Here is a 22,038-nt window from a genome sequence, read left to right as displayed (position 1 = left end):
ACATCGAGCGACAAATTATGTTGAATGATAATGATTGTCAAATGAGAAAGAGAAGTAGTGCTGTAAGTCGATGTGTTTTGCGAACTGCGACACGCCGCCGCACCCCAGCCCCGCTGGACGTCGCGCCTGCCGACTAATTATTTCCCCACTCCATCCGTTCTCATTGGTGAATGGCCCGGGTGCAGATCCCCGGCCTCAGCGCATTCCGATGCCTTGCGCGGTCGGCACAGACCGCGCCCCGCACGCCTCTCGACAGGTGTGACGCAGCCACCCGATTCCACTTGCAAGCCGAATTCAGGCAGGAAACCTCATGACCGACGCGTTCGAACTCCCCAGCACCCTGGTCCAAGCCCTCAAGCGTCGCGCAGCCCTGACGCCGGACCGACTGGCCTTGCGTTTTCTCGCCGAAAACCCGGAGCAGGCTGTGGTGCTCAGCTATCGCGAACTGGATCAACGCGCGCGCACCTTCGCCGCTGCGCTGCAGGCCGAGGCCGGATTCGGTGAGCGTGCGGTGTTGCTGTTTCCCAGCGGCGCGGATTACGTCGCGGCGTTTTTCGGTTGCCTGTACGCCGGTGTGATTGCGGTACCGGCCTATCCGCCGGAATCCGCGCGTCGTCATCATCAGGAGCGTTTGCTGTCGATCATCGCCGACGCCGAGCCCAAGCTGCTGTTGACCAGCGCCGATCTGCGCGATGCCTTGCAACAAATCGACGGCGCGCCGCCGCTGTTGTGCGTCGACACTCTGGACAGCGCACTGGCCGAACAGTGGGTTGAGCCGCCACTGCCGCCCGAGCACATCGCCTTCCTGCAATACACCTCCGGCTCCACCGCGCTGCCCAAGGGCGTGCAGGTCAGCCATGGCAATCTGGTCGCCAATGAACTGCTGATCCGTCACGGTTTCGGCATCGACGTCAACCCGGACGACGTCATCGTCAGCTGGTTGCCGCTGTACCACGACATGGGGCTGATCGGTGGTCTGCTGCAACCGATTTTCAGCGGCGTACCGTGCATTCTGATGTCGCCGGCGTACTTCCTCGGCCGGCCGTTGCGCTGGCTGGAAGCGATTGCCGAATACGGCGGCACCATCAGCGGCGGCCCGGATTTCGCCTACCGTTTGTGCAGTGAGCGGGTCAGCGAGTCGGCCCTTGAGCGCCTCGATCTCAGTCGATGGCGCGTGGCCTATTCTGGCTCCGAGCCGATTCGCCTCGACACCCTTGAACGCTTCGCGGAAAAGTTCGCTGCTTGCGGTTTCAGCGAAAACAGCTTCATGGCTTCGTACGGTCTGGCCGAGGCGACCCTGTTTGTCGCCGGCACGCCGCGCGGCACCGGCATCCCGGCACTGCGCGTGGACGATCAGGCGCTGGCGCAAAACCGCGCCGAGCCGGGCGACGGCAGCGCGATCATGAGCTGCGGCATCAGTCAGCCTGAGCACGCGGTGCTGATTGTCGATCCCAACACGCTCGAGGAACTGACCGACAATGCCGTCGGTGAAGTCTGGGCCGCCGGCCCGAGCATCGCCCACGGTTACTGGCGCAACCCCGAAGCCAGCGCCAAGACCTTCGTGCAGCACGCCGGCCGCACCTGGTTGCGCACCGGCGATCTGGGTTTTATCCGTGACGGCGAACTGTTCGTGACCGGGCGCCTGAAAGACATGCTCATCGTCCGTGGCCATAACCTGTATCCGCAGGACATCGAGCAGACTGTCGAGCGCGAAGTCGAAGTGGTGCGCAAGGGGCGTGTGGCGGCGTTCGCGGTCACTCACAACGGCGAAGAGGGCATCGGCATCGCTGCGGAAATCAGCCGCAGCGTGCAGAAAATCCTTCCGCCAGATGCGCTGATCAAAGCCATTCGCCAAGCCGTGGCCGAGGCGTATCAGGAGGCGCCAAGCGTGGTGGTGCTGCTCAATCCGGGCGCGTTGCCGAAAACCTCCAGCGGCAAACTGCAGCGCTCGGCGTGCCGCAATCGTCTGGCTGATGGCAGCCTCGACAGTTACGCGCTGTTCCCTTCGATTACAGCGGCAACGGAAACCGCGACCAGCAGCACTTCGGATCTTGAAGCGTTGATCGGGCAAATCTGGGCCGAGCAACTCAACGTCAAGCAGGTCAGTGGCGACGACCATTTCTTCCTGCTCGGCGGCAACTCGATCGCCGCCACGCAAGTGGTTGCGCGGGTTCGCGAAGCGTTCGGTGTCGAGCTGAGCCTGCGCCTGCTGTTCGAAGCGCCAACCCTGTCCACCTTCGCTGCCGCTGTGGCGCAGCTAAAACAGGACGGCGGCAGCGCTCAAGGTCCGATCAGCACCTTGTCGCGCAGCGAGCCGATGCCGCAGTCGCTGGCACAAAATCGTCTGTGGATCACTTGGCAACTCGATCCACAGAGCAGCGCCTACAACATTCCCGGCGGCCTGCGCTTGCGTGGCGAACTCGACGAAGACGCCGTGCGCAAAAGCTTCCAGCAACTGATCGAACGCCATGAATCTTTGCGCACACGTTTCTTCGAGCGCGACGGCGTGGCATTGCAGCAAGTGCTTGCCGCTGCCGAATTCAACCTGCAACTGATCGACATCAGCGACCTGCCAATGTCCGAGCGTGAAGCCCGTGCCGAGCAGATTCGCGAAGACGAGGCGCGCACTCGGTTCGATCTGGAAAAAGGCCCGTTGCTGGCGGTGACACTGGTGCGTCTCGATGACGAAGAACATCAACTGCTGGTGACCCTGCATCACATCATTGCTGACGGCTGGTCGCTGAATATCCTCCTCGACGAATTCTCGCGCCTCTATGCCGCCGCTACCCAAGGTGCAACGGCGACGCTGGCAGCGCTGCCCACGCAATACGCCGATTACGGCAACTGGCAGCGGCAATGGCTGGCGCAAGGCGAGGGCGAGCGGCAACTGGCGTACTGGAAAGCGCAGTTGGGCGAAGAACATCCGCCATTGGAACTGGCCACCGATCACCCGCGCTCGGCCAGACACAACCACAGCGCCGCGCGCCACAGCGTGCGCTTGAGTACCGAACTCAGCGAGGCGATCCGCCAGACTGCGCAGGCCCACCAGGCCACGCCGTTCATGCTTCTGCTCGCTGCCTTGCAAAGTTTGCTGCACCGCTACAGCGGTCAGCGCGACATTCGCATCGGTGTGCCCAACGCCAACCGTCCGCGCCTGGAAACCCAAAGCCTGATCGGCTTCTTCATCAATACCCAGGTGTTGCGTGCGCAAATCGATTCGCGCCTGACATTTGCCGAGCTGCTGAACCAGACCCGCCAGGCCGCACTCGGCGCCCAGGCCAATCAGGATCTGCCCTTCGAACAACTGCTCGAAGCTTTCCCGCAGGCCCGCGAACAGGGACTGTTCCAAGTCATGTTCAACCATCAGCAGCGCGACCTCAGTGCGCTCAAGCGCCTGCCGGGTCTGCTCGCCGAAGAACTGCCGTGGCACAGTCGCGAAGCCAAGTTCGATCTGCAGTTGCACAGTGAAGAGGATCGTAACGGGCGCCTGAGCCTGTCGTTCGACTACGCCAGCGAGCTGTTCGACGCCGCGACCATCGAGCGCCTGGCCGAGCATTTCCACAATCTGCTCAGCGAGGTCTGCGAACGGCCTCAGCAGGCCATTGGCGATCTGCGCTTGCTGACCGCCAGCGAGCAGAATCAGCAGAAGGACTGGAGCGTCGCTCCGTGCACCCCGGCGCAACACTGGCTGCCGGAACTGCTCGAGCAACAATTGCGCAACACCCCGCAACGCACCGCGCTGGTGTGGGACGGCGGTCGTCTGGATTTTGCCGAGCTGCACGCGCAAGCCAACCGGCTCGCCCATTACCTGCGCGACAAAGGTGTTGGTCCGGACGTGTGCGTGGCCATCGCCGCCGAGCGTTCGCCGCAACTGTTGATCGGCCTGCTGGCGATCATCAAGGCTGGCGGCGCCTATGTGCCGCTTGATCCGGATTATCCGGCCGAACGACTTGCATACATGCTCCGCGACAGCGGCGTCGAACTGCTCCTGACCCAGACGCAATTGCTCGAGCGTCTGCCGGCCAGCGATGGCGTCAGCGTGATCGCCATGGATGCGCTGCACCTGGATAAATGGCCGAGCCAGGCACCGGGCCTGCATCTGCAAGGCGACAACCTCGCCTACGTGATTTACACCTCGGGTTCCACCGGGCAACCGAAAGGCGTCGGCAACACCCACGCCGCGCTGGCCGAGCGCCTGCAATGGATGCAGGACACGTACCGCCTCGACGAAACCGACGTGCTGATGCAAAAAGCGCCGATCAGCTTTGACGTCTCGGTGTGGGAATGCTTCTGGCCGCTGATCACCGGCGCGCGGCTGTTGCTTGCCGCGCCCGGCGAGCACCGTGACCCGCAGCGCATCGCGCAACTGGTCCAGCAATACGGCGTGACCACGCTGCACTTCGTCCCGCCGCTGCTGGCGCTGTTCATCGATGAGCCGCTGAGTGCCGAATGCACCAGCCTGCGCCGGGTGTTTTCCGGCGGTGAAGCCTTGCCCGCCGAGCTGCGCAATCGGGTACTGGCGCAACTGCCGGCGGTGCAGTTACACAACCGCTACGGCCCGACCGAAACCGCGATCAACGTCACCCATTGGCATTGCAGTGCCGCCGATGGCGAGCGCTCGCCGATTGGCCGGCCGTTGGGCAATGTGATCTGCCGCATCCTTGATGCCGATCTCAATCCAGTGCCGGCGGGCGTGCCGGGCGAGCTATGCATCAGCGGTATTGGTCTGGCTCGCGGTTACCTGGGTCGTCCAGCGTTGACCGCCGAGCGTTTTGTCGTCGATCCACTGGGCGAGCAGGGCGCCCGTTTGTACCGCACCGGCGACCGTGCGCGCTGGTCCTCGGATGGCGTGATCGAATACCTCGGCCGTCTCGATCAGCAGGTCAAGCTGCGCGGCTTTCGCGTTGAGCCGGAAGAAATCCAGGCGCGACTGCTGGCGCAAAATGGCGTCGCCCAGGCCGTGGTGCTGGTGCGCGAAACCGCTGCCGGTGCGCAACTGATCGGCTACTTCACGGCGACCGATGCGGATGAAAATGCCGATGAGCAAATCATTCGGCTGAAAGCTGCCCTCGCTGCCGAGCTGCCGGAATACATGGTGCCCGCACAATTGCTGCGCCTGGATGCGATGCCGCTGAGTCCCAGCGGCAAACTCGACCGCCGCGCCTTGCCCGAGCCGCAATGGCAGGTGCGTAAACACGTCGAACCGGTCAGCGAACTGGAGCAACAAATCGCCGCGATCTGGCGCGAAGTGCTGGGTCTGAAGCAGATCGGCCTGCGCGATGATTTCTTCGCCCTCGGCGGTTACTCGCTACTGGCCACGCAAATCATTTCGCGCACACGTCAGGCCTGTGACGTCGAACTGCCGCTGCGCACCTTGTTCGAGCACAGCGAACTGGGCGATTACGCCGAACAGATTCGCCTGATCCAGGTCAGCGGCCGCACCAACCCCCAGCTGCCGATCAGCAAAGTCGACCGCAGCCAAGCGGTGCCGTTGTCCTATTCGCAGCAGCGCATGTGGTTCCTCTGGCAGATGGAACCGGACAGCCCGGCGTACAACGTCGGCGGCATGGCGCGCTTGCGCGGCGTGCTGCACGTCGAGCATTTCGAGGCGGCGTTGCAGGCACTGATCCTGCGTCATGAAACCCTGCGCACTACGTTCCCCAGCATTGACGGCGTCGCCCGCCAACAGGTGCATGCCGAGACCGGCGTGCGCATGGGCTGGAAAGATTTCTCCAGCCTGCCGGCAGAAGTCCGGGAGCTACAAGTCCAGCAACTGGCCGATGCAGAAGCGCACCAGCCGTTCGATCTGGAAACCGGTCCGCTGCTGCGCGCCTGTCTGGTCAAGACCGCCGAGCACGAGCATTACTTCGTCCTGACCTTGCACCACATCGTCACCGAAGGCTGGGCGATGGACATCTTTGCCCGTGAACTCAGCGCGCTGTATGAAGCGTTCGTCGATGAGCGCGCCTCGCCGCTTGAGCCGCTGCCGGTGCAATACCTCGACTACAGCGTCTGGCAGCGCAACTGGCTGGAGTCCGGCGAGCGCCAGCGCCAGCTCGATTACTGGACTGCGCAACTCGGTCGCGAACATCCGCTGCTGGAACTGCCCGGCGACCGTCCGCGTCCACCGGTACAGAGCCATCAGGGCGAGCTGTTCCGTTTCGATCTGAGCGACGATCTCGCCGCGCGGGTGCGGGCGTTCAACGCGCAAAACGGTCTGACCCTGTTCATGACCATGACCGCCGCGCTCGCCACGTTGCTGTACCGCTACAGCGGCCAGACCGACCTGCGCATCGGCGCGCCGGTGGCGAACCGCATTCGCCCGGAAAGCGAAGGGCTGATCGGGGCGTTTCTCAACACCCAAGTGCTGCGTTGCCGGCTCGACGGGCAGATGTCGGTCGGCGAACTGTTCGAGCAGGTGCGCCACACCGTGATCGAGGGCCAGTCCCATCAGGATCTGCCGTTCGATCATCTGGTCGAAGCCTTGCAGCCGCCACGCAGCGCGGCTTACAACCCGCTGTTCCAGGTGATGTGCAACGTGCAGCGCTGGGAATTCCAGCAGAGCCGCACGCTCGCTGGGATGACCGTCGAGTACCTGGCCAACGATGCGCGGGCGACCAAGTTCGATCTCAATCTGGAAGTCACCGACCTCGACCATCGCCTCGGCTGCTGCCTGACTTACAGCACCGATCTGTTCGACGAACCGACCATCGCGCGCATGGCCAGGCATTGGCGCAACCTGCTTGAAGCGTTGATCGCTGATCCGCAGCAACGGCTCAGTGAACTGCCGCTGCTCGACAACACCGAGCAACAGCAGCTGCTCGACAGCCTCGGCATCGAGCCGGGTGAGCATCGTCTCGATCAGTGCATCCATCACCTGTTCGCCGAGCAGGCGCTGGCGCGCAAGGACGCGCCAGCACTGACTTTCGCCGGGCAGACCCTGAGCTACGCCGAGCTCGATGCCCGGGCCAATCGTCTGGCCTGGGCGCTGCGTGAACGCGGGGTCGGCCCGCAAGTGCGGGTCGGTCTGGCGCTGGAGCGTTCGCTGGAAATGGTCATCGGCCTGCTGGCGATTCTCAAGGCGGGCGGCGCCTATGTGCCGCTGGATCCGGAATACCCGCTCGATCGTTTGCACTACATGATCGAAGACAGCCGTATCGGCCTGCTGCTCAGCGATCGCGCGATGTTCCAGGCGCTGGGCGAGCTACCGCCAGACGTGGCGCGCTGGTGTCTGGAAGATGACAGCGCCGGGTTGGCCGACTACCCGGCCAGCGAGTTGCCGTTTATCAGCCTGCCGCAACATCAGGCTTATCTGATTTACACCTCCGGCTCGACCGGCAAACCGAAAGGCGTGGTGGTCTCCCACGGTGAAATCGCCATGCACTGCCAGGCCGTGATCGAGCGCTTCGGCATGCGCCCGGACGACTGTGAACTGCATTTCTATTCGATCAACTTCGACGCTGCCACCGAACGTCTACTGGTGCCGCTGCTCAGCGGTGCGCAGGTGGTACTGCGGGCGCAGGGCCAGTGGGACGCGGAAGAAATCTGCGGCTTGATTCGTGCGCATCGGATCAACGTCCTCGGTTTCACGCCGAGCTACGGCAGCCAGTTGGCGCAGTTCCTCGCGACCCAAAATGAAGTCCTGCCGGTGCGCATGATCATCACCGGCGGTGAGGCGCTGACCGGCGAGCATCTGCAGCGCATTCGCGCGGCATTCCAACCGGCGCAGTTTTTCAATGCTTACGGCCCGACCGAAACCGTGGTCATGCCGCTGGCCAGTCTGGCGCCGCAGGTGCTGGAAGAGGGCGCGGGCAGTGTGCCGATCGGTAGCGTGATCGGGTCGCGGGTCGCCTACATTCTCGACGCCGATCTGGCCGTGGTGCCGCAAGGCGCGACCGGTGAACTGTTCGTCGGTGGCGCCGGTCTGGCCCAGGCCTATCACGACCGTCCGGGCATCAGCGCCGAGCGTTTTGTCGCTGACCCGTTTGCCGCTGATGGCGGACGCATGTATCGCACCGGCGATTTGGTGCGCCAGCGTGCCGATGGTCTGGTCGAGTATCTGGGGCGGATCGACCATCAAGTGAAAATCCGTGGCTTCCGCATCGAGCTGGGCGAAATCGAAACGCGCCTGCTCGATCACCCTTCGATCCGCGAAGCGGTGGTGCTGGCTCTGGATGCGCCGAGTGGCAAGCAGTTGGTGGGTTACCTCGTTACGGAGGTCGCCGGGCAAGGCGAAGCGCAACAGGCTGAACTTCGCGAAGCGCTCAAGTCGCACCTCAAGGCGCAACTGCCGGACTACATGGTGCCGCCCCACCTGATGCTGCTGGCAAGCATGCCGCTGACCGCCAACGGCAAACTCGACCGCCGCGCCTTGCCGGCGCCGGATCTGGAGCTCAATCGTCAGGACTATGTCGCACCGAGCAACGCCTTGGAACAGACCCTGGCGCAGATCTGGTGCGACGTGCTCAACGTCAGGCAGGTCGGCCTCAACGATAACTTCTTCGAACTCGGCGGCGACTCGATTCTGTCGATTCAGGTGGTCAGCCGCGCGCGTCAGCAGGGCATTCATTTCAGCCCGCGCGACCTGTTCCAGCACCAGACTGTGCAGACCCTCGCCGCCGTTGCCAGTCGCACCCAGCAAGTGACGGCCGAGCAAGGCCTGGTGGATGGCGAATCGCGCCTGACACCGATTCAGCACTGGTTCTTCGATACGGACATTCCCCAGCGTCAGCACTGGAATCAGGCGCTGTTGCTGGAACCGACTGTGCGCCTTGAGCCGCAACGATTGCAGCAAGCCTTGCTGGCAGTGATCGAACAGCACGATGCGCTGCGTCTGCGTTTCACTGAAACCGATGATGCATGGCAAGCGACGCATCAAGCGCTGACGAATGAGGATGTGCTCTGGCAAGTCAGCGTCGATTCGCTGGATCAGTGCGAAGCCCTGTTCGCCGACGCGCAACGCAGTCTGCATCTGCACAACGGCCCGTTACTGCGCGCGGTGCTGGTCGATGTTGCGGATGTTCAGCAACGCCTGTTCATCGCCATCCACCACTTGGTCGTCGACGGCGTTTCCTGGCGCGTGTTGCTGGATGATCTGCAAACCGCCTATCGCCAACTCGACGCTGCGCAGCCGCTGAAACTGCCGGCGAAAACCAGCGCCTTCAAGGACTGGGCCGCGCGTTTGCAGGCTTATGCCGGCAGCGAATCCCTGCGTGAAGAGCTCGGTTGGTGGCAAACGCAACTGGCCGGGCCGAGCGCTGATCTGCCTTGCGAAAACCCGCAGGGCGGTAGGCAGAATCGTCATGCGCAAACCGTCAGCGTGCGCCTCGATGCCGAGCGCACCCGACAATTGCTGCAACAGGCACCGAGCGCTTATCGCACTCAGGTCAACGACCTGCTGCTGACCGCGCTGGCCCGTGTGCTGTGCCGCTGGAGTGGCCAGCCCTCGGCACTGATTCAACTGGAAGGACACGGTCGCGAAACCTTGTTCGACGAGATCGATCTGACCCGCACCGTCGGTTGGTTCACCAGCGCTTATCCGCTGCGCCTGACTCCGCACAATGTCGAAGAGGCCGCCGGGCAGGGCGCTTCGATCAAGGCGATCAAAGAACAATTGCGCGCCGTTCCGCATAAAGGTCTCGGTTATGGCGTGTTGCGTTATCTGGCCGATGACGGCTGCCGCCAGAGCATGGCCGCGCTGCCACAGGCGCCGATCACCTTTAACTACCTCGGCCAGTTCGACCAGAGCTTCGGCAGCGATGTGCTGTTCCGTCCGCTGGATGAGCCAATCGGTGCAGCCCACGATCCGCAGGCGCCGTTGCCCAACGAGCTGAGTGTCGACAGTCAGATTTACGGTGGTGAATTGCTGCTGCGCTGGACTTTCAGTGCCGAGCGTTACGAGGTGCAAACCATTAACGATCTGGCCGCCGCCTACCTCGGTGAGTTGCAAAGCCTGATCGCCCATTGTCTGCAAGAGGGCGCCGGCGGCCTGACGCCATCGGACTTCCCGCTAGCCAGACTGACTCAGGCGCAACTCGATGCGCTGCCGGTGCCGGCCGCGCACATCGAAGATGTCTACCCGCTGACGCCGATGCAGGAAGGCATGCTCCTGCATACCTTGCTCGAGCCGGGCACCGGTCTGTACTACATGCAGGATCGATATCGCATCAACAGCGAGCTCGACCCCGAGCGTTTCGCCCAGGCCTGGCAAGCGGTGATCGCTCGTCATGAAGCATTGCGCGCTTCGTTCTGCTGGAACGTTGGCGAAGACATGCTGCAAGTGATTCACACGCCGGGGCGCACGCCGATCGAGTATCTGGACTGGAGCGCCGTCGCCGAAACCGAGCAGGAACCACAGCTGCAAGCGCTGCTGAAAAGCGAGCGCGAAGCCGGGTTCGATCTGCTCAATCAGGCGCCGTTTCACCTGCGCCTGATCAAGGTCGGCGCGGCGCGTTACTGGTTCATGATGAGCAACCACCACATCCTCATCGATGCCTGGTGCCGTTCGCTGCTGATGAACGACTTTTTCGAGATCTACACCGCCCTCGGTGAAGGTCGTGAAGCGCAGTTGAGCGTGCCGCCGCGATATCGCGACTACATCGGCTGGCTGCAACGCCAGAGCCTGGCCGAGGCGCGGCAGTGGTGGCGGCAGAATCTGCAAGGTTTCGAGCGCACCACGCCGATCCCGAGCGACCGGCCGTTTTTGCGCGAGCACGCTGGCGAAAGCGGCGGCATGATCGTCGGCGACCGCTACACCCGCCTCAATGTCGAGGACGGAATGCGGCTGCGGGAACTTGCGCAGGCTCATCAACTGACCGTCAACACCTTCGCCCAGGCTGCATGGGCTCTGGTTTTGCGGCGTCTGAGCGGCGATCGCGACGTGCTCTTCGGCGTGACTGTGGCCGGGCGGCCGGTGGAGATGCCGGAAATGCAACGCACCGTCGGCCTGTTCATCAACAGCGTTGCCCTGCGGGTGAAGATGCCTGCGGACGATCAGCGCAGCAGCGTGCGCCAGTGGCTCAGCGCTTTGCTCGACAGCAACATGCAACTGCGCGAGTACGAATACCTGCCGCTGGTGAATATCCAGGAGCAGAGCGAATTGCCCAAAGGCCAGCCGCTGTTCGACAGCCTCTTCGTCTTCGAAAACGCCCCGGTGGAAGTCTCGGTGCTTGATCGTGCACAGAGCCTGAATGCGACCTCGGATTCAGGCCGCACCCACACCAACTTCCCGTTGACGGCGGTGTGTTACCCGGGCGATGACCTTGGCTTGCATTTGTCGTATGACCAGCGTTACTTCGACGAATCGACGGTCGAGCGCATGCTCAATGAGTTCAAGCGCCTGCTGCTGGCGCTGGTCGACGGTTTCCATGGCGACATGGCCGATTTGCCGCTGCTGGGCGACGAAGAACGCGACTTCCTGTTGCACGGTTGCAACCAGAGCGGCCACGACTATCCGCTGGAGCAAAGCTACGTGGCGTTGTTCGAAGCGCAGGTCGCGGCGCATCCGCAGCGCATCGCCGCCAGTTGCCTCGATCAGCATTTGAGCTATGCCGAACTGAATCACAACGCCAACCGCCTCGGCCATGCCCTGGTCGCTGCCGGTGTGCGCATGGATCAACCGGTGGCGCTGCTCGCCGAGCGTAATCTCGACCTGCTCGGCATGATCATCGGCAGCTTCAAGGCCGGCGCTGGTTATCTGCCGCTGGATCCGGGCCTGCCGAGCCAGCGTCTGAGTCGCATCATTGAGCTGAGCCGCACGCCGTTGCTGGTGTGCAGCGCCGCTTGCCGTGAACAGGCGCAGACCTTGCTCGAGGAGTTTGGCTGTTCGAATCGTCCACGCCTGCTGGTGTGGGAAGAGGTGCAGGCGTCGGCGGCAGCGACGCACAATCCGGGCATCCACAGTGGCCCGGATAATCTCGCCTATGTGATCTACACCTCGGGTTCGACCGGGCTGCCTAAAGGCGTGATGGTCGAGCAGCGCGGCATGCTCAACAACCAGTTGAGCAAACGTCCGTACCTCGACTTGATCGAGGCCGATGTGATTGCGCAGACCGCCTCGCAAAGCTTCGACATTTCCGTCTGGCAGTTCCTAGCCGCACCATTGTTCGGCGCGCGGGTCGACATCGTGCCGAACGCGATTGCCCACGATCCGCAAGGTCTGCTGGCGCATGTGCAGGCGCAGGGCATCACCGTGCTCGAAAGTGTGCCGTCGCTGATTCAGGGCATGCTCGGCTCCGAGCGTCTGAGCCTCGACGGCTTGCGCTGGATGCTGCCGACCGGTGAAGCGATGCCGCCGGAACTGGCCCATCAATGGCTGCTGCGTTACCCGGATATTGGTCTGGTCAATGCTTACGGCCCGGCGGAATGCTCGGATGACGTGGCGTTCTTCCGTGTCGACATGGCCTCGACGCGCGGCAGTTACTTGCCGATCGGCACGCCGACCGACAATAACTTGCTGTATCTGCTCGATGGCGCGCTGGATCTGGTGCCTTTGGGCGCGGTGGGTGAGTTATGTGTTGCCGGCACCGGCGTCGGTCGCGGTTACGTCAGCGATCCGCTGCGCACCGCGCCGGTGTTTGTGCCGAATCCGTTCGGCGCGCCGGGCGAGCGCTTGTACCGCACCGGTGACCTGGCGCGGCGCCGCGCGGACGGCGTGCTGGAATATGTCGGCCGCGTCGATCATCAGGTGAAGATTCGCGGCTACCGCATCGAACTCGGTGAAATCGAAGCGCGCCTGCATGAACAACCGGAAGTGCGTGACGCTGCGGTTGGTGTGCAGGAGGGCGTCAACGGCAAGCATCTGGTCGGTTATCTGGTCGCGGCCGACGCAGCGCTCAACCCGGGCGAACGCCTGGAGCGGATCAAGCAGCGCCTGCGTGCCGAACTCCCCGAATACATGGTGCCGCTGCACTGGCTATGGCTGGAGCAGATGCCGCTCAATGCCAACGGCAAACTCGACCGCAAAGCCTTGCCGGCCTTGGAGATCGGTCAGTTGCAGAGCGAGGATTATCTGGCCCCGCGCAACGAGCTGGAGCAGACCCTGGCTGATATCTGGGCTGAGGTGCTGAAAGTGGAAAAGGTCGGCGTGCGCGACAACTTCTTCGAACTGGGCGGGCATTCGTTGCTGGCTACGCAGATCGCTTCGCGGGTACAAAAAGCCCTGCAACGCAATGTGCCGCTGCGCGCGATGTTCGAGTGCAGCACGGTGGAGGAACTGGCCGAATACATCGATGGGCTGGCGGCCAGCGACATTACAGAGGAGAAGGTTGACCGGTTGAATGATCTGATGGCGGAGTTGGAGGGGTTGTAGTTCTCCGGCGCCTGGGCCGGCCCCTCGCTGGCAAGCCAGCTCCCACAGTTTTTGCGGTGAGCACAAATCTTGTGAACGACGTTGAACCCTGTGGGAGCTGGCTTGCCAGCGATGGCGCCGGTGAATTCAACACAAATCACCAGTACATGACTGTACATTTCCATCCTTGACGATCATTAACCGGCAGCTCAGTCTGCCGGTTCTGTTTTTTCTCGCGGAGGTGGTCGATGCCCTTTTTCACGGTTGACGGACAAGCACTGCACTACATTGATCAAGGCACCGGCCCGGCCGTGTTGCTGGCTGGCAGTTATCTCTGGGATCAAGCGATGTGGGCGCCGCAGATCGCCGCGCTGACCCCGCATTATCGCGTCATTGCCCTGGATTTGTGGGGGCATGGCGAGTCCGGCAAGTTACCCGAAGGCACCACATCGCTGGACGACATTGCCCGACAGTCGCAGGCCTTGCTCGATCATCTGGACATCGACCGCGTCACCCTCGTCGGGCTGTCGGTCGGCGGCATGTGGGGCACGCGCCTGGCACTGTCCGCACCGCAACGTCTCAACGGTCTGGTGCTGATGGACACCTACGTCGGTGTCGAGCCGGAACCGACCCGGCAGTATTACTTCTCGTTGTTCAAGCAGATCGAAGACAGCGGCACCATCTCCGAACAATTGCTCGACATCGTTGTGCCAATCTTCTTCCGCCCGGGCATCGACCCGCAGTCGGCGCTGTATCAGGACTTTCGCGCGAAATTGAAGGGCTATTCGCCCGAGCGTCTGCGCGAAAGCATCGTGCCGATGGGGCGCATCACGTTTGGCCGCAACGACCTGTTGCCACGCTTGGGCGAGCTGAACCCGGCGACGACGCTGGTGCTGTGCGGTGATCAGGACAAACCACGGCCACCCTCGGAAGCCCGGGAAATGGCTGAGTTGATTGATTGCCCGTGTGTGCTGGTGCCGGAGGCGGGGCATATCTCCAATCTGGAGAATCCCGGGTTTGTCACTGAGGCGCTGCTGGCGTTTCTCCGCGAGCGCAACTGACACACCGAGTGAGCTTCATTCGCGAGCAGGCTCGCTCCCACAGTTAATCGCATTCCATTGTGGGAGCGAGCCTGCTCGCGAAGGGGCCTCTCAGGTCACCATGCAATCACGAGTGTGAAACTCATCTATAAAAGCATTTGATAAGGGAATGACGTGCAACAGTTCTGGTGGCGTGACCTCAGGGATCTTGAGGACAAGTGGGTTGGGTTGAGTATTGAGGTCAACCGACCGAAATCAAGCAAACCGCCGCTTCATCTGCAAAGTGGTAACAACGGGCGGATGAAGTTGATGCTCAATGAAAGCCCACTCTTCTGGGCGACCATTGCCACCTCATATTACGGTGCTTGGCTGGTTCGCAATCCGCGGCCCGTTCAACTGGAATCGCCATCCGTGCCCCCCATCGTTTCGGCTGACGTTCAGGAGCACTTTGAATTACCCGTCCAAGAGCGCTTCCCGCGCTGGTGTCGCTATTTCATAAACCAGTTGATGAACAATCAGGCGGACTTTCTCTATCCCGGCCACTGGGTGGCGCGCCCTTTATTGCCAGCAGTTAGCCGATACAAACCCGTTGCCGGTCCGGATGGCTGGTATTTTTCCACCCCGGCCGAGGCGTCCAGCCATCTGCCCAACTGGTACGCGCGCGGCGAGGGCATTCTCGACAACGTGCAACCGCACACCGTGCATTGGCTTGATTGGGATTTGGGACACTTGATCGGTCTGCACACGGTGGACCCTTTTGCAGGTCGCCTCAAATGGTGGCGCAAAAAAGCCAGGGAGGGCAGCTTGCCGCCGATCCTGCTCTGGTATGTGGGCGGACTGTGTTCTTACGTGATCATCGATGGACATTACAGACTGCAGGCCGCGCTCGATGAAGGTGTCAAACCTGATTTCATTGTCCTGAGCTCGACCAAAGCCCAGCAAGTCAAACCATGCGAAGCAACGCAACAGCGCGTGTTCGGTTCGTTGATGTTGCAGAACGCGAGACATCCCAAGTTCAACGTTCACACATTCAATCAGGCGCTGATCAATACGTTTGACGACCGTCCCTGGCATTGGGCAGGGACGCACGCTTGGGCCGGTATTCCTTCAGACCAAGCGTGGTGCGCTGAGGTGACAAGCTTTCTCACGGAACAGGGAAACACCGAGCACTTGCAGGACATTATCGAGCGGTGTGAGTACTGATAGACCCGCACCGGTCAGTGGTTGTGAAGACTATTTCGGCCCGAGAATCTTCACCAGCTTGTCCGGCGATGGCGCGCCTTGCTGTTGTTGCAACTCGCCTTTGTCGTCCATATAGAAAATCGCCGGGGTGGCTTGCAGTTCGAGGTCTTCCATCAACTGCATGTTCGCCGCGAGTTTGCTCTGCACGGCGACCGGAATGTCTTTCAACGCCTTGAGGGCGCTGCCCTTACCGGCGCTCTCATGATCTTGCAGGGCTTTGGCCGGGTCTTTCGCCGCCAGCAGCGCGGCTGATTTGCCCGGGCTGTCTTCGCGAATGATGCCGACCATGATGTGGCGCAGCTGCACTTTGCCGGCCTTGACCCATGGTCGCGCCTGTTCCCAGAACATGTTGCAGTACGGGCAGTTCGGATCGCTGAACAGGTACACCGTGCGCGGTGCATCCTTGTTGCCGTCCTGAATCCAGTTGCTCGCCTCGAACTTGGCCCAGACTTCCTTGGACATCGGTGCGTAGACCAGTTTCTGCAGCGGCTCGCTACTCAGGTCCTTGCCGTCGGCGTCGTATAGATTGCCCACCACGACGTGTTTGCCGTCCGGGGTCAGGTACAGCGCCATGCCGCGATTCTGGTATTGCGCGGCGTACCCGCGCAGGCCATCAGGGGCGTCGAACTGGCCGACGATTTTCGCGCCCTTGGCTTCGATTTTTTTGATCGCTGCGGGTAGTTCTTCAGCGGCCTGCACCGACGGCAAGTGCAGCAGGGCAGTGCCCAGGGTCAGCGTCAGCAGGTGGCGGAGGCGGGGCATGGCAGTTTCCTTGCAGAGTTGGCCGGGGCAACGGCCTGATTCGGGCTTGAAGGTGAAGTGTCGAAGGTTTCCAGAGCGCGGGCCAGGCTGGCGTTCGACAGTTCACCGAGATGGCTGGTCAGCAAGCGACCGTCCGGGCTATAGAACAGCGTAGTCGGTAACGCCATGGAACCCACGGCCTGACCGAGACGGCCATTGCGGTCGAACAGCACGTTGTTCAGGCTCAGGCCCTGGGTTTCCAGGAACGTGGCCACGCTTTGCATGCTTTCGGCCTGATTGACGAACAAGAATGTCAGATCAGGGCGCTGTTGCTGGGCGTTTTCCAGCACCGGCATTTCTCGCCGGCATGGCGGGCACCAGGTTGCCCACAGGTTGATCACCAGCGGCCCGCCCTGATAGTCGCTGAGCTTGATCTTTTCCCCGGCAGCGTTGCGCAGGGCAATATCCGGCAGCCGGGTGCCCTGTTCGTAGATATTCAGCGACAGGGTGGCAAGCAGCCAGAACGCCACGCCACTGACCACGCCGAAGCCCAGCGGGCGGCGCAAAGCGGGCCGGCGCCAGCCGCGATACAACGCCGCCAGCAACAGCACGATGACCCCGGGCCAGGCGAGAAAACCGCCGTCGCGCAGATCGATGATCTGCCACGGGTCATTGCGATAGTGCGACCAGTACAGCGCGACAAACGCAATGCGCGCCGCAAGCATGCCCAGCAAGAACAGGCTGAACAGCGCCGACTCGGGGTTCTCGCCGCCGCGCTTGGCCACTCGCCAGCCGACAAACGTCGCCAGCGCCAAAGCACTGATCAGCAGCAGGTGGTTGAGCGCGATGGCGAAGGTGCCGAGGGTGAACGTCAGCATCAGTTGGCATCTCGGGTGGCGGACCAGCGTTGCAGGAAGGTCTCGGCATCGACCTCGCCGGTGATGCGCTGGCTGCGGCGTTCTTCACCGTCGGCGCCGATCCAGATGAACGTCGGCGGCCCCGGCACTTTATAACGGCTGAGCAGCTCGCGGCTGGCGGCGTTATCGGCGGTCACATCCAGGCGCAGCAGGCGCACATCGCTCAGGGCCTGCATGACCTTGGCTTCACCGAACACCTTCTTCTCCATGACCTTGCACGACACGCACCAGTCGGCGTAGTAATCGAGCAGTACCCACTGGCCTTGAGCCTTGGCCGCATCGAGTTCGCGTTGCAGGGCGGCAGGTTCCTTGATCGTGGTGAAGGAATCGTGACCCGTCGGCGCCGCGCTGGCGACAGGGCCGGCGCTGTAGATCTGCAATGGCTGATACGGATCATCACTGCCGCCCGCCGCACCGATCACCAACAAGCTGCCCCACAAACCGAGCAACAGGGACAGCGCGCCAAACATCTGTGCGACGCGGCCAAAACCTTCGGATTGTTTCCAAGCGCTGTAAGCGGCGATCAACAGCAGAGCGCCACCCAGGCCCAGCCACAACGACGGATCCAGCACCGGGCGCAGCATCAACAATGCAGTGGCAAGAAAGAGGAAGCCGAATATGCCCTTGAGCAGATTCATCCACGCGCCGGGCTTGGGCAGGAATCGGTTGCCCACGGTGACCAGCAGCAACAGCGGCACACCAATGCCGATGCCCAGTGCAAACAGAATCAGACCGCCGTGCAAAGCGTTACCGCTCTGCGCGATGTACAGCAGCGCGCCGGCCAGTGGCGCGGTCATGCACGGCCCGACCAACAGACCGGACAATGCGCCCAGCACGCCGGCGCCGATCAGGCTGCCGCCGCTGCGGCTGCGCGACGCATGTTCAAGGCGATCACGCAGGGCCACCGGCAGTTGCAGCTCGAAGAAGCCGAACATCGGCAATGCCAGCAACACGAAAATGGCGGCAAATGCTCCGAGTAACCAAGGATTCTGCAACCACGCCTGCAGGTTCGCACCGAGCAGCGCAGCAATCACGCCCATCGCCGCATACACCAGTGCCATGCAGATCACGTAGCTGCTGGCCAAGGCAAACCCGCGCCGTGGTGTGGCGCCACTGCCGACGATCATCCCGGCGAGAATCGGCAGCATCGGCAGCGAACACGGGGTAAACGCCAACAGCAGGCCGAGTCCGAAGAACACCAGCAGACTCCAGCCCAGCGCCCGTTGTTGCAGACTGCTGGCCAAAGCCTGATCCGGGGCTTCAGCGCCTGTTGTTGCTGCGGCTTTGCCACCCAGATCGATCACCCTGGTTTGCGGTGGATAGCACAGACCGGCATCGGCGCAACCTTGATAGCTGACTTTGATCTGACCGCTGGCCGCCGCCGGGATTTTTACTTCCAGCCCTTGGCGGTACACCGGCTGCTCGCCGAAGAACTCATCGCTGTGGGATTCGCCTTCAGGCAACACCGGCTGCTGATCGGCGGCCAGTCCATCGAATTTCAGGCGTTTCTGATACAGGTAGTAGCCGTCAGTGATCTGCCAGAACAGCTGGGTTTCGCCCGAGTCCAGACGCTCGGAGGTGAGTACGAATGCCTTGTCGACGGGTAAAAAGTCCGGCTTGGACTCGAACGGATTGTTTCCGGCCTGAGCCAGACCGGAAACCAGTAGAGCAAACAGAAGAAAAAAATGACGCATGGAGGAGCCTTGTCCCTGTGCAAGTGGGGTGCAGGATGGGCGGCGGCGATTAACCGATAATTAACCCTATCCTACTAGGCTCGCCGGGATTGACCAATCAACCACGCAGCAGGCCGGGCCAATTGCCGTCATCAATGGTTGTGGGGCCGGCAACGAGTCGGTCGGACTGAATGTTGTAAGTGAGGTACTGATTGTTGGTCAGGAAGATATACCAGTAACTGTCTGCAAATGTCCGGTCATTCTGCGCCGCGGTGATTATCCGGTCCTTGTAAGGTTTCAGCGCGCCCAGCTGATATTCGCCGAAACGGTTGTACTTGACGGTCTTGGCCTTGTAGTCGAAAGACAAGTAGTGGCCGTCATCGAGGATGAATCGAAACAGGAAAGGGTAGCCGGTCAGTTGAAACCAGGTGCCAGCGATGATCTTGTCAAAATATGGAAGAATCGGCTTCCACACCGAGTCGGCTACCTTGTAGAAGCCGGCAACTTTATCGCTGTCCTGATCGTATTTGCAGACCATCGGAGTTGTTCCGTCATAAAAGAAAAGCCAGGCAATATCCTCGTCACTTTCGGCGTTCCAGCCGAAGGAAGTGGTAGTCAAGCCAAAGCGCAGATCTTTGGTATACGGGGCGAAGTTGTCCCAGTTGCCTGCCGTGGCGGCTGGATAATTGGACGGGACACTATTATCGCCAATATCAAATCGCGAATAGGTATCGGTGTCCTTGAAGAAAAAATAAATTCGATCAGGGCCGGAGCGCCAGTCTATGGCAACAAAGTTATTCAAGTTGGTCATGTTTAAAAATCCATTTAAGTTTGGGGTTGAAGTTGCCAGTTGAAACTAGATGAAGTTGCGTTGGCGATAAAGGCTGGAATTGTTTCTGAATGGATAGCGGGGTAATAAAGTTTGCTAGGCGTGCTCGCGTCGGTTGCTGGGCTGCGACAATCTGACTGCATTCTTGTGCAGCTTTGCGAAGTCGACGTGTGCCGCCATAATTGCCCCTTAATCCTTGCCTGCTTCACTCGCCTTTTTTATTTCCGGAGCCCCTATGCACGTACTGGTTTGCGAAGACGACGAGCTGATTGCCAGCGGCATCGTTGCCGGCCTCACCGCCCAGGGCCTGACCGTCGAGCACGTCAACACCGCGTCCAAGGCGCGGGCGATGCTCAAGGTCGCCGAATTCGATGTGATGGTGCTCGATCTCGGCCTGCCGGACGAAGATGGCCTCAAGTTGCTGCAACAGTTGCGGCAGAGCGGCCTGGAAATCCCGGTTCTCATCCTCACTGCCCGTGACTCGGTGACCGATCGTGTCGATGGTCTGCAGGCCGGCGCCGACGACTATCTGCTCAAGCCTTTCGACCTGCGCGAACTGTTCGCTCGCCTGCAAACCCTGCTGCGCCGCGTGGCCGGGCGCAGTGTCAATCTGATTGAGCACGGCGCGCTGACCTACGACCCGAGCAGCCGCGAAACCCGTCTGGCCGGGCAACCGGTGGACCTGTCGCGCCGGGAGCAGTCGCTGTTGCAGGCGCTGTTGCACAATCGCGGCCGGGTGCTGTCCACCGAGCAACTGAAGGACAGCGTCTACGGCTTTAACGACGAACTGGAAAGCAACGCGCTGAACGTGCATATCCATCATCTGCGCAGCAAGCTTGGCAAAGGCATCGTTGAAACCGTGCGCGGTCTGGGCTATCGCCTCGGGCCTGCCGATGGCGCAGAGCAAGGCAAATGATGAGTCTGCGCCTGCGCCTGAGCCTGACACTTGGCGCGGCGTTCGCGCTGATCTGGGCGCTGGCGGCGGCGTGGATGCTCAGCGACCTGCGCAATCAGATGATGTTTTCCCTCGACCAGCGTCTGGTGGCCTCGGCGCGCATGGTCGCCGGCTTGCTCGAGCAATTGCCGACGCTGCCGAGCAAGGGCGAGGGCACCCATTTCAGCGCAGAACAGCTGAATATTCCCGGTGGCATGGCTTGTCAGGTCAGCTCATTGCGCGGCGAGATTCTCGCGCGAAGCCATAACAACCCCGAGCAAGCGCTGGAAGCCGAGAAAATGGGCTTCCACGATCAGATGATCGACGGCGCCCCGTGGCGCAGTTTCACCCTGGCCCGCGGCGATGTGCGCATCACTACGGCGGATCGGCAGATCGAGCGCGAAGCCTTGAACATGTCGATTCTGCTCGCTGCTTCGGTGCCGGTCGGTGTGGCCTTGCTGGGTTGCCTGTGCCTGCTGTGGCTGGGCATCGGTCAGGGCCTGGCGCCGCTCAATCGTCTGCGCGAGGCGCTGATGCGGCGCAATGCCGACTCTCTTGAACCATTGCAGTTGCAGGCGTTTCCCAGCGAATTGAAGCCGTTGCTGGAAACTCAGAATCAGTTGTTTCAACGCATCGGCAAGACCATCGAACGTGAACGTCGTCTGACCGGCGACGCCGCGCATGAACTGCGCAGTCCGCTGACGGCGATCAAGACCCACCTGCAAGTGGCGCGCATGACCGACGGCAGCGCCCGCGATCAGTCGCTCGCGCGCGCCGAGGAGGGCGCCGATCGCTTGCATCGCACCCTTGAGCAATTGCTGTTACTGGCGCGGGTCGAAGGCAGTCTGTCGTTTGATGACGGCTCGCAATGCAGCGCCGAGCAAGTGGCCAGACTGGCGATCCAGGACGCCACTGGCGGTGAACGGCTGCGGATCAAACTGCACGTGCCGGACGACCTGTCCGCCGCGCCGCTGCAAATGCCTGCGGTGCTGGCGATTGCTGCACTGCGCAACCTGCTCGACAACGCCTTGCGCCATACGCCTGAAGATTGCGCGGTCGAGGTCCATCTGGAAAACATCGGCAATCGCGTGCGTTTTGTCGTGCGTGACCATGGTCCGGGCATTGCGCCGGATGATTTGCAGCATCTGACCCAGCGCTTCTGGCGCAACGGGCAGAGCACCGGTTGCGGCTTGGGGCTGGCGATTGTCCAGGCGATTGTTCAGCGCTGTGATTGTGCGCTGCATTTCGACAGCCGCCCGGATGGCTTGCGGGTCGAACTGACCATGCCGTTGCAAGCCCTCTGATCTCACCTCAGATCCCCTGTGGGAGCGAGCCTGCTCGCGAATGCGGTAAGTCATTCAACATCGACGTTGA

General features: G+C 61.8%; 9 protein-coding genes. 5 read left to right on the top strand and 4 right to left on the bottom strand.

Features of this window, described 5'->3' with window-relative positions; genetic code table 11:
* Positions 1-310 precede the first annotated feature (310 nt).
* The 3 genes from NF676_RS18730 (at position 311) to NF676_RS18720 (ending at position 15,531) form a co-directional block, all read left to right on the top strand.
* Positions 311-13,309 (top strand): non-ribosomal peptide synthetase, encoded by a 12,999-nt coding sequence (locus tag NF676_RS18730; RefSeq protein ID WP_252886585.1) that lies wholly within the window; start codon positions 311-313, stop codon positions 13,307-13,309.
* A 227-nt stretch (positions 13,310-13,536) separates the two neighbouring features.
* Positions 13,537-14,349 carry an alpha/beta fold hydrolase gene (locus tag NF676_RS18725; protein ID WP_056788552.1) on the top strand — a complete coding sequence of 271 codons (813 nt, stop codon included), beginning with the start codon at positions 13,537-13,539 and terminating at the stop codon, positions 14,347-14,349.
* A gap of 153 nt (positions 14,350-14,502) precedes the next feature.
* Positions 14,503-15,531, top strand: a complete 1,029-nt coding sequence (locus NF676_RS18720; RefSeq protein WP_041478460.1) for a ParB/Srx family N-terminal domain-containing protein — start codon at positions 14,503-14,505, stop codon at positions 15,529-15,531.
* 30 nt (positions 15,532-15,561) lie between these two features.
* Here NF676_RS18720 and dsbG read toward each other — a convergent pair whose 3' ends face one another.
* The 4 genes from dsbG to NF676_RS18700 form a co-directional block, all read right to left on the bottom strand.
* Positions 15,562-16,332 carry a thiol:disulfide interchange protein DsbG gene (dsbG, locus tag NF676_RS18715; protein WP_110601469.1) on the bottom strand — a complete coding sequence of 257 codons (771 nt, stop codon included), beginning with the start codon at positions 16,330-16,332 and terminating at the stop codon, positions 15,562-15,564.
* Positions 16,308-17,189 (bottom strand): TlpA disulfide reductase family protein, encoded by an 882-nt coding sequence (locus tag NF676_RS18710; protein WP_252886584.1) that lies wholly within the window; start codon positions 17,187-17,189, stop codon positions 16,308-16,310. Before NF676_RS18710 ends, dsbG begins: the two co-directional genes overlap by 25 nt.
* On the bottom strand, positions 17,189-18,922 hold the full coding sequence (gene dsbD / locus NF676_RS18705) for a protein-disulfide reductase DsbD (protein ID WP_252886583.1): 1,734 nt from the start codon (positions 18,920-18,922) through the stop codon (positions 17,189-17,191). Before dsbD ends, NF676_RS18710 begins: the two co-directional genes overlap by 1 nt.
* A 97-nt stretch (positions 18,923-19,019) precedes the next feature.
* Positions 19,020-19,712 carry a hypothetical protein gene (locus NF676_RS18700; RefSeq protein ID WP_252868024.1) on the bottom strand — a complete coding sequence of 231 codons (693 nt, stop codon included), beginning with the start codon at positions 19,710-19,712 and terminating at the stop codon, positions 19,020-19,022.
* Positions 19,713-19,965: 253 nt separating this feature from the next.
* Here NF676_RS18700 and NF676_RS18695 point away from each other — a divergent pair, with 253 nt between their 5' ends.
* Both NF676_RS18695 and NF676_RS18690 read left to right on the top strand, forming a co-directional pair.
* A complete protein-coding gene (locus tag NF676_RS18695; RefSeq protein ID WP_039759813.1) occupies positions 19,966-20,646 on the top strand; it encodes a response regulator in 681 nt (226 codons plus the stop codon).
* Positions 20,643-21,968, top strand: a complete 1,326-nt coding sequence (locus NF676_RS18690; RefSeq protein ID WP_252886582.1) for an ATP-binding protein — start codon at positions 20,643-20,645, stop codon at positions 21,966-21,968. Before NF676_RS18695 ends, NF676_RS18690 begins: the two co-directional genes overlap by 4 nt.
* Positions 21,969-22,038: the final 70 nt, after the last annotated feature.

Source organism: Pseudomonas siliginis, from assembly GCF_024072275.1.
Lineage (GTDB): Bacteria > Pseudomonadota > Gammaproteobacteria > Pseudomonadales > Pseudomonadaceae > Aquipseudomonas > Aquipseudomonas siliginis.
This window is presented reverse-complemented; position numbering and strand designations above follow the sequence as displayed.

What these genes read in the sequence shown, in the direction of transcription:
- NF676_RS18710 (WP_252886584.1), bottom strand. Translation starts at nt 17,189, where the DNA reads ATGCTGACGTTCACCCTCGGCACCTTCGCCATCGCGCTCAACCACCTG.
- dsbG (WP_110601469.1), bottom strand. Translation starts at nt 16,332, where the DNA reads ATGCCCCGCCTCCGCCACCTGCTGACGCTGACCCTGGGCACTGCCCTG.
- NF676_RS18700 (WP_252868024.1), bottom strand. Translation starts at nt 19,712, where the DNA reads ATGACCAACTTGAATAACTTTGTTGCCATAGACTGGCGCTCCGGCCCT.
- NF676_RS18730 (WP_252886585.1), top strand. Translation starts at nt 311, where the DNA reads ATGACCGACGCGTTCGAACTCCCCAGCACCCTGGTCCAAGCCCTCAAG.
- NF676_RS18695 (WP_039759813.1), top strand. Translation starts at nt 19,966, where the DNA reads ATGCACGTACTGGTTTGCGAAGACGACGAGCTGATTGCCAGCGGCATC.
- dsbD (WP_252886583.1), bottom strand. Translation starts at nt 18,922, where the DNA reads ATGCGTCATTTTTTTCTTCTGTTTGCTCTACTGGTTTCCGGTCTGGCT.
- NF676_RS18690 (WP_252886582.1), top strand. Translation starts at nt 20,643, where the DNA reads ATGATGAGTCTGCGCCTGCGCCTGAGCCTGACACTTGGCGCGGCGTTC.
- NF676_RS18725 (WP_056788552.1), top strand. Translation starts at nt 13,537, where the DNA reads ATGCCCTTTTTCACGGTTGACGGACAAGCACTGCACTACATTGATCAA.